Annotated in this window: 11 protein-coding genes; 8 read left to right on the top strand and 3 right to left on the bottom strand. The window is 38.3% G+C overall.

Going from position 1 to position 12,445, the window contains the following annotated elements; all coding sequences use genetic code 11:
* Positions 1–139: 139 nt before the first annotated feature.
* Both H7R46_RS03860 and sdsA read right to left on the bottom strand, forming a co-directional pair.
* Positions 140–2,200, bottom strand: a complete 2,061-nt coding sequence (locus H7R46_RS03860; protein ID WP_005064518.1) for a site-specific recombinase — start codon at positions 2,198–2,200, stop codon at positions 140–142.
* Positions 2,201–2,214: 14 nt separating this feature from the next.
* Complete coding sequence (sdsA, locus tag H7R46_RS03865) at positions 2,215–3,192, bottom strand: All-trans-nonaprenyl-diphosphate synthase (protein ID WP_005064519.1); 978 nt, start codon at positions 3,190–3,192, stop codon at positions 2,215–2,217.
* A 441-nt stretch (positions 3,193–3,633) separates the two neighbouring features.
* Here sdsA and rplU point away from each other — a divergent pair, with 441 nt between their 5' ends.
* The 7 genes from rplU (at position 3,634) to H7R46_RS03900 (ending at position 9,420) form a co-directional block, all read left to right on the top strand.
* Positions 3,634–3,945 (top strand): 50S ribosomal protein L21, encoded by a 312-nt coding sequence (gene rplU / locus H7R46_RS03870; RefSeq protein ID WP_000271409.1) that lies wholly within the window; start codon positions 3,634–3,636, stop codon positions 3,943–3,945.
* A gap of 18 nt (positions 3,946–3,963) precedes the next feature.
* The gene (rpmA, locus tag H7R46_RS03875) at positions 3,964–4,221 is read left to right on the top strand and encodes a 50S ribosomal protein L27 (protein ID WP_002116037.1); all 258 of its coding nucleotides are present in this window, start codon (positions 3,964–3,966) and stop codon (positions 4,219–4,221) included.
* A 239-nt stretch (positions 4,222–4,460) separates the two neighbouring features.
* On the top strand, positions 4,461–5,156 hold the full coding sequence (lolA, locus tag H7R46_RS03880) for an outer membrane lipoprotein chaperone LolA (RefSeq protein ID WP_004789378.1): 696 nt from the start codon (positions 4,461–4,463) through the stop codon (positions 5,154–5,156).
* Between the two features lie 115 nt (positions 5,157–5,271).
* Positions 5,272–6,072, top strand: coding sequence for an RsiV family protein (locus H7R46_RS03885; protein ID WP_005064522.1), 801 nt, complete (start codon positions 5,272–5,274; stop codon positions 6,070–6,072).
* 118 nt (positions 6,073–6,190) lie between these two features.
* A complete protein-coding gene (serS, locus tag H7R46_RS03890) occupies positions 6,191–7,462 on the top strand; it encodes a serine--tRNA ligase (protein WP_005064524.1) in 1,272 nt (423 codons plus the stop codon).
* Between the two features lie 67 nt (positions 7,463–7,529).
* Complete coding sequence (cysG, locus tag H7R46_RS03895; RefSeq protein WP_005064526.1) at positions 7,530–8,903, top strand: siroheme synthase CysG; 1,374 nt, start codon at positions 7,530–7,532, stop codon at positions 8,901–8,903.
* Between the two features lie 43 nt (positions 8,904–8,946).
* A complete protein-coding gene (locus H7R46_RS03900; RefSeq protein WP_002116042.1) occupies positions 8,947–9,420 on the top strand; it encodes a tRNA (cytidine(34)-2'-O)-methyltransferase in 474 nt (157 codons plus the stop codon).
* Between the two features lie 60 nt (positions 9,421–9,480).
* On the opposite strand, the gene H7R46_RS03905 is transcribed toward H7R46_RS03900, so the two are convergent.
* Positions 9,481–11,088: a PT dipeptide repeat lipoprotein gene (locus tag H7R46_RS03905; protein ID WP_005064529.1), complete on the bottom strand. Its 1,608-nt coding sequence runs from the start codon at positions 11,086–11,088 to the stop codon at positions 9,481–9,483.
* Positions 11,089–11,189: 101 nt separating this feature from the next.
* Here H7R46_RS03905 and H7R46_RS03910 point away from each other — a divergent pair, with 101 nt between their 5' ends.
* The gene (locus H7R46_RS03910; RefSeq protein ID WP_032012744.1) at positions 11,190–12,380 is read left to right on the top strand and encodes a cupin-like domain-containing protein; all 1,191 of its coding nucleotides are present in this window, start codon (positions 11,190–11,192) and stop codon (positions 12,378–12,380) included.
* Positions 12,381–12,445 lie beyond the last annotated feature (65 nt).

Below are 12,445 nucleotides of genomic sequence, written 5' to 3' on the forward strand. Positions count from 1 at the left end.
GTTAAAAGTGTACTTGCCAGTACACTTTTTTTCAAGCCTGATAGATCATCGTAAATTCATTTTGAAAATTTTTTAACATTTGGAAAAACAATCACAACAAAATTGACGAAAATCACATTTTGTGTACAAAGCAAAATTCTTAGTGGTCTGCTTTTTTCCCGTTATTTGTTGAGGTATTTTCTTCAAGTTCTAATGGTTGTTTCGGTGGCCAGAAAAAATCGCTTGGACGAGTTAAAAAATGGGTCATGACCAATTTGGCTAAAGGTTTCCATTGTTCAAAGCGGACTCGACGCGCTCGTAATGCCACAATAATCGTTAAGGTGAAACTCACAAATAAGTTAGTGAGACCAATGCATAGCACACCAAGAAAGGACACGATAATCAGTCCGATATCTGGGCTGCCGTTAATAGTCATTAAACCTTGAATAAAGTTAGCGGATGCAAAGGCAATATGGCGAATATCTAAAGGTAGACCTAGGATAAAGCCTATGGTCCCCATACTTCCTAGCATAATACCGAATAAGAAGTTACCGGCTAACGCACCTAAATTACGTTCAATATATTCAGCAAAACGGTTAAGGCGATCTTGCCCAAACCAGCTAGCTAAACGGCGATGTGCTCTTAGACGCGGGCCGACTTTTCGGTAAACAGCCATGTTGTCAAAGTATCCTGCAATGAGACCTGACAAAAACAAACATACTCCAGCAATTGCTGCATGGGGAACTGCTAATGAAGTAAAGGGGTTTAGACTGTGTAGAAGATAAGTTGCTTTAGTATGGGTTAATAACGGTTCATCAAGGTAAAACTGCCAAGCAAAAGTGATGAGTGCAGCAGTAGGAATCGCAATTGAAATATTGCCCAAAATAGCAATAAATTGCGTTCGGATAATATTAATAATAAGCGCCGCTAACTCTGCAATTTGAGCCGTTTTAGAGCCTTTACGTTGCTGCACTGTTGCAGCAAGAGCCGCCGCCGTCATAGCGGGTTGCTTGGTCGCAACTGTAAAATGCAGAACATGAATCAGAATGAAACCTAGGGAATAATTCATACTGAACGTAAAGGCTTGCATGAGCGGGGCCATTGTCATTCTTGCAGCAAGAATTTTTAAAGATGCCATAAAGGCAATAATGACACCTGCACCAGCGGCAGCTTTATACATTCCCCAAAAGCCTTTGGTATCTGTACTTACGTAATGTTCACCTGTTCGGCTAGCATTTTCTGTTACCTGAAAGGCAATGAGTTCACTAGTCGTACTGAGTAATGAGCGAACACTTTTTTCGCTGTAATGTGCCTTGGTTAAATCGGAAATCAGATGTCCTAAAGAAACATATTTTCCTTTAGTGTTATCTACGACCAGATAAAGTAATAACTCAATTCGATCAAGACATTGCTCAAGTAATGACAGTAAGTAAGTCAAACTTAAGCTGACACCAATTCTTTTGGTCGCACGGCGAATCTTTAAAACCACATCTCGGCATTGTTCCAACATAACAAATGCTTGTGATGCATCGGGCGGGGAAATAACTGCAATTTCATGTTCAGAAATTTCTTGTTTTTTATACTTTTCAATAAACTCAATAATTTCACGGTTCTGAACTAAAAACGGCGACTCATATTCTGTTAATTCTGGCTGAGCGTTAATAAATTCGGGATAAAGACCAATTCCACTAATTCGATAAGATAGGACTGTAATGGCTTTAATCATTTCACTTTGAATGACTAACTTCTCATCGACATTACTTTGGCTTTGCCCAATAAGGCTAAATAAATTTGCCCAATCTTCATCATCAATATTATTGAGCCAAATTTTGTCACTTTCTAAATAGAAAATTTTACCAATTAATATTTTGAGTTGGCTTGCATCTTCTATTAAAGGTAAAAAATGTGCTCCGAGTCTTTGCCCAAGTTGGTTCCAGAAACCATCTAAAGACAAGATTCCGCTATCAGCATATAAACTAACTTGCTTATAGCGATTAATTAAACGTAATAAAAAAGTTTGTAGTAAAAAGGGCGCTGTAGGTGTGCGCAAAAGACTTTCAATAAAAGCCTGTATTTTTTTCTTAATTTCATCCGTATCTTGTGGGGTGGATGGTCGGATGACATTGACGAGTTCAATCAGTAGATTTTCATCAATGACAGCTTGAGGATCCTCAAGCTGTTTCTCTATTTTTAAAAAAAGATCTGAAAAATTTATATGCATAGGCAAAATAATATCTATTGTATTCGATGTAACGCAAGCTGAGTTAAATTAATCAAAGCCTGACGATACGCTGTATCGGGTAGGTTTGATAAAGCTTGCAGTGCTGCTTCTGTTTCTTCTTGGGCACGTTGGTTGCAATAATCTAAAGCACCAGACTTCTGTACAATTTCGATGACCTGAGATAGTTGGTCTACTCCACCAGTTGCGATACTGCGACGAATAATCGCATGCTCTTCACCTGTTGAGCGTGCTAATGCAGAAATTAACGGTAAAGTTGGCTTACCTTCCATTAAATCATCACCAATATTTTTACCTAATGTTTCAGCATCAGAGGTGTAGTCTAAAATATCATCAATAATCTGGAATGCATTACCAAAATGACCGGCAAACAATCTTAATGGCTCACGGTACGCTTCTTGCCCTGCCAAAATAGCAGCACCTTCTGTAGCCAGCTCAAACAGGCGAGACGTTTTACCATGAATAATTTTTAAATAAGTTTCTTCAGTTGTATCTGGTTGATGCTGTGATTGAAGTTGTAATACTTCACCTTCAGCAATTTCACATGTACCTGTTGAAAAGTCTTTCAATAAAGTCATGTTGTTTAAATCGACTAGTAAATCGAAAGCACGAGCAATCAGGAAGTCGCCAACTAAAACGGCTGTTTGATTGTTCCATGTTGCATTTGCTGTAGGGCGTCCACGACGAAGCCCAGATTCATCTACCACATCATCATGGACCAGTGTCGCGGTATGCAACATTTCAATGATTGCAGCTAAACGCTGTGCATTTGCCATGTTATCTAAACCACAAGCACGTGCTGCAAGTAAACACATGATTGGGCGCATACGCTTTCCGCCAGCTTCAACGACATGTTTGCTGACAGACATGACTAAACCGACTTTTGAGCTAATTCCTTCATTAATCAAGTGATCCATCGCAGCGAAGTCTGAAGCAACAGGCGCAAGAATGTCTTGCTTGAAATCGATGACCATATGAAGAAAAACCCCGTATTGGTAGATAAGTGGCGTTAGTGTATCAATTAAAGATGTGTTGCATAGCTTAACAAGTGGCTGATATTAATCATTTCTATTGTTTTTAAGCGTTTTTTGTTCTTTATTTAAGCAAAATACGATGTTTTCGACAAAACAATAAATTTAATGACATCAGCATTAATACAACTTGTTCTTGACGCAATTTGTGTTTGGAACTGTATTTTAATTTTCATTCAGAATCAATGAAAACTGCTAAATTCCAATCCAAGCTGTTTGATTTTGTAAGAATAGGGGATCATGCTTTACTGATAGATAGAAAATACTTGTCGTTTGATCAAATTTCACTTAAAATCTGTCGCCTTGTATAACCCCAGTGGCGATCGTTTTAAGATCGATATATCCCTTTATCGACACGACGACACGGGCTGATTGGAGTACATTATGTACGCAGTAATCCAAAGCGGTGGTAAACAGCACCGTGTAGTTGAGGGTGAAACCCTTAAAGTTGAATTATTGAAAGCTGAATCTGGTGCGACTATTACATTTGATGATGTATTAATGGTTGTAAACGGTGACAACATTCAAATCGGTGCTCCAGTTGTAGCTGGCGCTAAAGTAACTGCAGAAGTGATTGGTCATGGTCGTCACGACAAAATCCGCATCATCAAAATGCGTCGTCGTAAACACTACCGTAAACAACAAGGTCACCGTCAATGGTTCACTGAGTTGAAAATTACTGGTATTTCAGGCTAATCACGAGGAGTAAGAGACATGGCAACTAAAAAAGCCGGTGGATCGACGAAGAACGGTCGTGATTCAAATCCAAAAATGTTAGGTGTTAAAGTTTACGGCGGTCAAGCTGTAACTGCTGGTAACATCATCGTTCGTCAACGTGGTACAGAGTTCCACGCTGGTGCAAATGTTGGTATGGGCCGTGACCATACTTTATTTGCTACTGCTGACGGCGTAGTAAAATTCGAAGTGAAAGGTCAATTTGGCCGTCGCTACGTAAAAGTTGAAACTGTATAAGTTTTAGCTCGAAAAAAGCCCACATTTTGTGGGCTTTTTTTATGGCATTTATTTTTATTCATCTTCATCATGATGAATGAAATTCTACAAACAACATGAATAACATAACAAAATATCTTATTTTCTCAATGATTAGCACAGAGTTTGTCGGTTAATATGAGTCTTGAATTAAGAGCTTACTCAGTTTCATAACTATGAAAGAGAGTAAGTTGCCTTACAGCAACTAAAAAGGTGATGACATGAATATGCTTCGTAAAACTATGTGTGCTATTACACTTAGCGCGTCAGTGCTTGCTCCTGTAATGAGTACTACAGTGTTTGCTGCGCCTGTAGCAGCACCGGAGCAACAGGCAATTGGGAACCTGGTTAATCAGTTATCAGGTTTACAGCGTTTGACTGCCGACTTTGAACAAACAACTAAAGCCAATACAAAAACTGTGGCACAGAAAAAGAGTTTAAGTGCACAGCATATGAACCAGACATTTAAAGGCTCAATGAAAGTTGAGCGTCCGGGGAAATTTTATTGGGAAACAGTAAGTCCTGCTAAACAAACTATTGTAACGAGCGGAAAAACAGTTTGGATCTATGATCCGGATTTACAACAAGCTGTCCGCCAAAGCTTAGATGATCAGGTTGCAGATACACCAGCATTATTACTCTCTGGTAATACCAACCAAATTATGAAGTCTTATCGTGTAACACAACCCGATAAATCTAAACTCTATTTCACATTATTCCCTAAAAAAGAAGATGGGGCATTCCAAAGCTTAACGATTAGCTTCGGAGCAAATAAAGCGCCTACACTTATGGTATTACAAGACTCATTAGGTCAAACCACCTATGTACGCTTTAAGAACGTTAAAGTAAATGCTTCAATTCCGGCATCAGTCTTTAACTTTACGCCGCCAAAAGGTACGGATGTTATTGATCAATAATTAAAGCCTCTTCAAAAAAGCTACTTTAACGGTAGCTTTTTTTATATAAGAGAAACAGATACATTTTTTAACCCCGTCTTATTCTTACGCTTTGTATAGTGTTAGAGGTAAATTCATGGGGATTATTATGCGACTTTACGATAAGAAAATTATTTGTATTCTTCCATTAATGGCTGCAATGGCAATTGTGACTGGTTGCCAACCAAAGTCTGCGGCTAAAGAGGAGCAGGCCACTTCAACTGCAAAAGTTAAAGAGACTAAAGAGGCTGGTGTTCCTGTAATTCAAGCAAAAGTAATCCCAGTAAAATTGCCAAAATCAAAAGTTTGCTTAGAAGATGGTTGTACTGAGTATGACTTCCAAACAGTACAGACCAATCAAAAATGGATTAATGATTACTTCACCAATCGTATAAAGAAAGCAGATCCGAATGCTTTTGCAAATTTAGCTGATCAACCAGTTGAAGTACCTGAAGGTGAACCAAGTTCAAGTCAAAGTGCAATTTATGTTCGCTATTTAGGGCAAAACTATAACCTTGCCACCTTTGCATTACAGACTTATTCGTACTCAGCTGGTGCTGCACACGGCATGTCTCATCAAGAATTTGTAAATTTTGACTTATTAAATAAAAAGCACATTACTGTTGCTGAACTTATTCAGCCAGATGTTGAAAAACAGTTGGTTGATGCTCTTTTTGAAGCTAATACAAATTGGCTTCAAGCACATAATATTAGCCGTGAAAAACTTCAGCTAAGCGATAATTTCTACTATGGTGCTAATGGCATTGTATTTGTCTATCCAATTTATGAGCTGGCTTCATATGCAGAGGGAATGTCTGAATTAACGCTGCCATATTTTGAAGCGGGTAAGTTCATTAAACCTGAGTATTTGCCAAGTGTGCCAAACTATAACTTTTAAAATAAGTGATCTATTCTAAGAATTGTGTGAAAGCTATTCGTTATGAAGATGATCACTATATTTTTTAGTGTTAAGGCCTTACACTATAGCCAGTTTTTTACCCATATTATGATTGATTATGATCGACCCTAAGTTACTCAGAAATAATATTGAAGCCGTTAATGCGGCTTTGGCAAAACGCGGTGTTCAATTAGATGTTCAAGAATGGGCTTCTTTAGAAACTCGCCGTAAAGACTTGCAATCAAAAACTGAAAAATTGCAGGCAGAACGTAATGCCGGTGCAAAACAAGTGGGTCAGATTAAAAAATCCGGTGGTGATGCTTCTGAAATCATGGCGCGTATGCAAGCCATTGGTGATGAAATCAAAGCTGCTGAAGTTGCTTTGTCAGAGCTCCAAAACGAGATTGAACAAAAAGCGTTGAGTATTCCTAACTTACCAGATGAGTCTGTTCCTGCTGGTAAAGATGAAGATGATAACGTTGAAATCTCAAAGTGGGGTACGCCTCGTCAGTTTGATTTTGAAATCAAAGATCATACTGATTTAGGTGAGTGGATGGGCGGTTTAGAGTTTGAAACTGCGACTAAATTGACTGGTTCACGTTTTAGCGTATTGAAAGGTCCTTTAGCACGCCTACAACGTGCATTAACTCAGTTCATGCTTGACACTCATACTTTAAAGAATGGCTATACAGAAGCGTATGTGCCTTATTTGGTCAATGCTGATTCACTTCGTGGTACTGGGCAGTTACCAAAATTTGAAGAAGATTTATTCAAACTTCAAGGTGAAAAAGAATATTACCTCATCCCAACAGCAGAAGTTCCAGTTACTAACTTCGTTCGTGATGAGATTATTGATACTGAACGCTTGCCATTAAAATATGCAGCGCATACGCCATGTTTCCGTAGTGAAGCTGGTTCTTATGGTCGAGATACACGCGGTTTAATTCGTCAGCACCAATTTGATAAAGTTGAGATGGTGCAAATCGTTAAACCTGAAACATCTATGCAAGCACTTGAAGAGCTTACTGCACATGCTGAGGGTATTTTGCAGGCACTAGGTTTGCCATACCGCAAAATTTTGCTTTGTGGTGGTGACATGGGCTTCGGTGCAACTAAGACTTACGACTTAGAGGTTTGGGTTCCAAGCCAAAATACTTATCGTGAAATCTCTAGTTGCTCTAATATGGGTGATTTTCAGGCACGCCGCATGAAAGCACGCTACAGAATGGATCAAAAGAAGACCGAATTGGTGCATACACTAAATGGTTCAGGTCTGGCAGTTGGACGTACTTTGCTTGCTGTAATGGAAAATTACCAACGTGAAGACGGTTCTATCGAGATTCCAGAAGTATTACGCCCATATATGGGTGGTGCAACGTTTATTGACTAAGCTTTGCATCTAAATTGTGCACGGTTTTTGCTTAACCCAAATCAGATGATTAATGTAGAGGTTTAAGGTGGATATTTTTCCAATCTCTTTAAAGTTGCAACAGCAACATTGTCTGATTGTGGGTGGCGGGCATATTGCTTTGCGCAAAGCAAACCTTTTAGCCAAAGCGGGAGCAGTAATCGATATTATTGCTCCTGCAATTGAAGAGCAGCTTTTACAGTTAGTCAAAACGACAGGCGGAGAGTATTTTGCCGAGTCCTTTGCTGAAAAAATATTAAATACACCATATCGATTAGTGATTGCTGCAACTAATGATGCGCAGGTGAATAAAGCTGTTTTTGAACAATGTGAAGCGCGTAATTTATTAGTAAATAGTGTTGATGATATTCCACATTGTCGCTTTATGGTTCCAGCTATAATTGACCGTTCTCCATTAATTATTTCTGTCGCTTCAAATGGTGCATCACCAGTTTTATCGAGACAACTTCGTACTCAAATAGAAACAATTGTTCCGCATGGCATGGGTAAGTTGGCTGAGTTTTCTGGTCACTGGCGTAAGCAGGTAAAAGAAAAAATTCCCAATCCAGATGAGCGTCGGATTTTTTGGGAAAACCTCTATGCTAGTCCATTGAAAGAACAAGTTTTCAATGACAATTTAGAAGTTGCAAATGGTTTGATTCAGCAAGCCTTAACAGAATGGACTGCACCTAAAGGTGAAGTTTATTTGGTAGGCGCTGGGCCGGGTGATCCAGAGTTACTGACACTAAAAGCATTACGTCTTATGCAGCAAGCTGATGTTGTGATTTATGATCGTCTTGTTTCTGCACCCATTTTAGAACTTTGCCGTCGTGATGCGACCAAAATTTATGTGGGTAAAGCGCGTTCGAATCACTCTGTTCCCCAAGATGGCATCAATGCTTTACTGGTTGAATATGCTCAAAAAGGAAAGCGTGTTTGTCGTCTAAAAGGTGGTGATCCGTTTATCTTTGGGCGTGGTGGTGAAGAAATTCAAGAGCTCGTTGAGGCGAATGTCACTTTCCAAGTTGTACCAGGCATAACAGCAGCATCAGGCTGTTCAGCTTATGCGGGCATCCCATTAACACATCGTGATTATGCACAAAGTGTTCGTTTCTTGACTGGGCATTTAAAGGAAGGTTCACCTGAACTTCCTTGGAATGAGTTGGTTTATGAAAATCAAACTTTGGTTTTATATATGGGGCTAGTTGGTTTAGAACGCATTTGTGAGCAACTTATTGCTCATGGCCAACGTGCTGATATGCCGGTAGCTTTAATCTCTAAGGGAACCACACCAGACCAGAAAGTTGTAGTTGGAACATTAGCTGATATCGCAACAAAAGTGTCTGAACATCATATCGTAGCACCAACTTTAACCATTATTGGTGAAGTGGTGAATTTACGTGAACAGTTAAAATGGCAATAAGTTCATTTGAGTTTATTGCTGGTTATTAAAGTCGAGAAAATTTGTGATTCATGTTGTCCTATACGAGCCTGAAATTCCTGCCAATACAGGCAATATCATTCGTTTATGTGCTAATACTGGTGCACAGTTACATTTGGTCAAGCCTTTAGGTTTTGAATTGGATGATAAAAAGCTCAAACGAGCAGGCCTTGATTATCATGAATGGGCACGTATGCAAATTTGGGACAACATAGAACTTTGCCTTGCTGACTTGAAAGCTAAAGGAGTCGAGCATGTTTTTCCACTCACCACTAAAGGTTCTGCAACTCCGCATACAGTTGATTTGAATCGACCTGTGGCTTTACTGATGGGGCCAGAAACACGCGGCTTGCCTGAGCATGTTCGCTTGATGTTTCCACAAGAACAGTGGATTCGTTTGCCGATGGCTGAAAACTCAAGAAGTTTAAATTTATCTAATGCAACGGCTGTGATTGTTTATGAAGCATGGCGTCAGCAGGGTTTTAAAAACTTAGGATAAGTTAATAGTTTTTAAATAAAAATAAGGCCACAGTTGTGGCCTTATTTGTTTTTAGATGTCTTATTTAGGGAAAACAACACCACTTGCTAAATCATAATTTGTTGGTGAGTTGGTATAGACCGATCCAAGTCGAACTGCAAAGAACCAGCCTAATTTACCTTGGTCTTGAATCCGATTTTCAAAGATATAAGGCTCATCTGTTTCGGATGCAGCATCTTCAATAAATACTTTATATTCAATAGGTCCTGTATTTTCACTGTCGCGCTCAAATAGATAACCATCAATATTAAAGAAGCCTAGGTTATTGTTCGCGTCGACTAATCTATAACCTTCAGCTGCCTGTTCTTTAAGAAGTTTTTCAAGTTTAATTGCATCATCCTTGTTGAAAGGAATATGTTGTGGAACTTCAAAATAACGATATGCATAGGTTCCGTTATGGGTACTGCTATTTACGCAAGTAGGTACATAGAAGGTTCCATTCGTTGTGCCATTATTGGTGAATTCTGAGTTTGCGTAAATTAGCTTACAACCTTGTGCACCAAGTTCGTTGAAGGCATTTAGAATACTTGTGCGAGAAGTGTTAGTTAAGAAGCGATTAGAATAAGAATATGTTGCTGGTTTCTTATCATTTTTCACAAATAAATATTTATCTGTATCAGATGTAACCTCGCCAAATGAAAGCTTATATATATAGCCTAAGCTACCTTGTTTATTTAACTCATTCACCCATAGTAAATAACGGTTTGCTACTGAATTAGTTTTAACATCAACTGTTTTATAGGTGTATGTGTCAGTGGATTTATTGTTTTTAACATATAAATTTTTATACAGCGCAAAGCTTCCATCCGGATTATCTAATCTTACAGATGGCGTGAGAAGAGCGTAGCCTTGGCGTCCTTGATCATTAAGTTGACTTAATACGTCTGCCCAAGATTCCTTATTATCTCCTAGTCTAAAACTTGCTGTTGCCAATACTTGAGTTGGCTTTTGCATGCTTGCTGGTGGAGTTGTTTTTGTGAAGCAGGTATTTGTGAGATCAAAGTTTGCTTGCTGCAAATAATTATGTATCGCATTTGGTTCATCTGTAGGAACTAGACAGAATTGGTTTGCATTTTTAAACCCTAGAATAGCTGGCTGTTTCTGCGTTAGCTTTCCTGCTACTACAAGCTGCCAATCTACTTTGTTATAGCTTGAGGTTTGTACTGTCTGAGGTGCTCCAATATTTGAAACCAGACTAAAATCTTCAGCTTGGCGGTAACTTGCAACAATGTTACCTGTACAGTTCGATTCATTCTCATAACGTACTGTTTCACTGGCAAATCGCACGCTGTTATCAGAAACCTTAATGACATTCATTTTTAGAGCAGAACCGTTAATACAACCTCCTTTGCCTGCTAACCAACTTCCAACAAAGCGATCCGCTACACTTGTTGGTGTTGGTGTTGGTGTTGGTGTTGGTGTTGGTGTTGGTGTTGGTGTTGGTGTTGGTGTTGGTGTTGGTGTTGGTGTTGGTGTTGGTGTCGGTGTCGGTGTCGGTGTCGGTGTCGGTGTCGGTGTCGGTGTCGGTGTCGGTGTCGGTGTCGGTTCCGAATCGTTATCATCAGATCCGCAACCACTTAAAGCTATAAAAATCAAAGCAATGCTGCTTCCTTTTAGTATGTTATTCATCACATAAACCCTTTTTTTATTAAAAATGTGAAAATTTAACATTTTTAAAATAAATCAATTATAATGCAGTTGTAAAGATCAAATTTGAAAAAAGGTTCAACATGGCAGCTTATAATCAAATTGAAATATTCGAACAAAGCCAAAAATGGTTTGACCAGTTGCCATTAGAGTGGAAAAACTGGCTTGAAGAAAACTTAGAAAAAGGGTGTGGAGTTGAACAATTAGTCGATGTATTAAAAGCAAATGGATTTGAACCAAAGTTTGAAATGAATGATTTGAAATTTCAGACTTTATTGGATCATGATCAAGAGTGGATAATTGAACAAGTTTTAAATGAGGTAACGTCTTCGGAAATTATAAAAATATTAATAGAGCTGGGGCATGATGGTTTAAAAGTAAAAGAATATTTAAATAATTTAGAAAATAATAAGTTATATAAAATTTTGAAGAAAAAGCATCATCAGCTTAAAAAACGTGTATGGTTAATAGAAACTGTAGATCAATTGGCACAGCTAAACTCTGACTATAGTAAAAAAATTCCTTCTATTACTGCTCCAAATTTTTCTGATTTTGTGAAGGGTTACTATAGTCAACATCGCCCTGTGATTTTAAAAAAAGGAATAGAACATTGGCCAGCTTTGCACAAATGGTCTCCGCAATATTTTGCTTCTAAATTTGGTCATCATTTAGTTGAAGTTCAGATGAATAGAAATTTAGATGAACAGTTTGAAAGACATTCTCCATCATTAAAGCAGAAAATGAAGATGTCAGAGTTTGTATCAAAAGTTATGTCAGTTGATGCTAGTAACGATTTTTATATGACTGCAAATAATGCATCAAATAGTCATCAGATGCTTCAAGAATTATTTTCAGATATAGAGGATTTTGCAGATGGTTACTGTGATTTGGCTTTAAAGGATGACCGTAGTTTTTTATGGTTTGGACCTAAAGGAACATTTACGCCCTTACATCATGATTTAACGAATAATATGTTAGTTCAAATTTATGGAAGCAAAAAAGTAACTTTAATTCCTGCCTTGCAAGTTCCTCATCTATATAACGATCATTGGGTATTTAGTGAGTTGAGTGATACAAATAAAATTGATTTTGAAAAATATCCTTTAACAAAATCAATTACTCCTGTTGAATGTATTTTGAATGCAGGGGAAGCTCTATTCATCCCGATTGGTTGGTGGCATAGCGTAGAAAGTTTGGATGTCTCAATCAGTATTTCTTTTACCCATTTTAATGCACCAAATCATTATATTGATCGGTTTCCCAAAGAGGTCTAAGAATGAAAATTGCATCTTAAACCGTTCAGTGTGACAATTGCTCGGCCCATACTGTTTTTCAAATA

The organism is Acinetobacter sp. BEC1-S18-ESBL-01, from assembly GCF_014169935.1.
Classification (GTDB): domain Bacteria; phylum Pseudomonadota; class Gammaproteobacteria; order Pseudomonadales; family Moraxellaceae; genus Acinetobacter; species Acinetobacter pittii.

What these genes read in the sequence shown, in the direction of transcription:
- rplU (WP_000271409.1), top strand. Translation starts at nt 3,634, where the DNA reads ATGTACGCAGTAATCCAAAGCGGTGGTAAACAGCACCGTGTAGTTGAG.
- H7R46_RS03885 (WP_005064522.1), top strand. Translation starts at nt 5,272, where the DNA reads ATGGGGATTATTATGCGACTTTACGATAAGAAAATTATTTGTATTCTT.
- H7R46_RS03905 (WP_005064529.1), bottom strand. Translation starts at nt 11,088, where the DNA reads ATGAATAACATACTAAAAGGAAGCAGCATTGCTTTGATTTTTATAGCT.
- serS (WP_005064524.1), top strand. Translation starts at nt 6,191, where the DNA reads ATGATCGACCCTAAGTTACTCAGAAATAATATTGAAGCCGTTAATGCG.
- H7R46_RS03910 (WP_032012744.1), top strand. Translation starts at nt 11,190, where the DNA reads ATGGCAGCTTATAATCAAATTGAAATATTCGAACAAAGCCAAAAATGG.
- lolA (WP_004789378.1), top strand. Translation starts at nt 4,461, where the DNA reads ATGAATATGCTTCGTAAAACTATGTGTGCTATTACACTTAGCGCGTCA.
- rpmA (WP_002116037.1), top strand. Translation starts at nt 3,964, where the DNA reads ATGGCAACTAAAAAAGCCGGTGGATCGACGAAGAACGGTCGTGATTCA.
- sdsA (WP_005064519.1), bottom strand. Translation starts at nt 3,192, where the DNA reads ATGGTCATCGATTTCAAGCAAGACATTCTTGCGCCTGTTGCTTCAGAC.
- H7R46_RS03860 (WP_005064518.1), bottom strand. Translation starts at nt 2,200, where the DNA reads ATGCATATAAATTTTTCAGATCTTTTTTTAAAAATAGAGAAACAGCTT.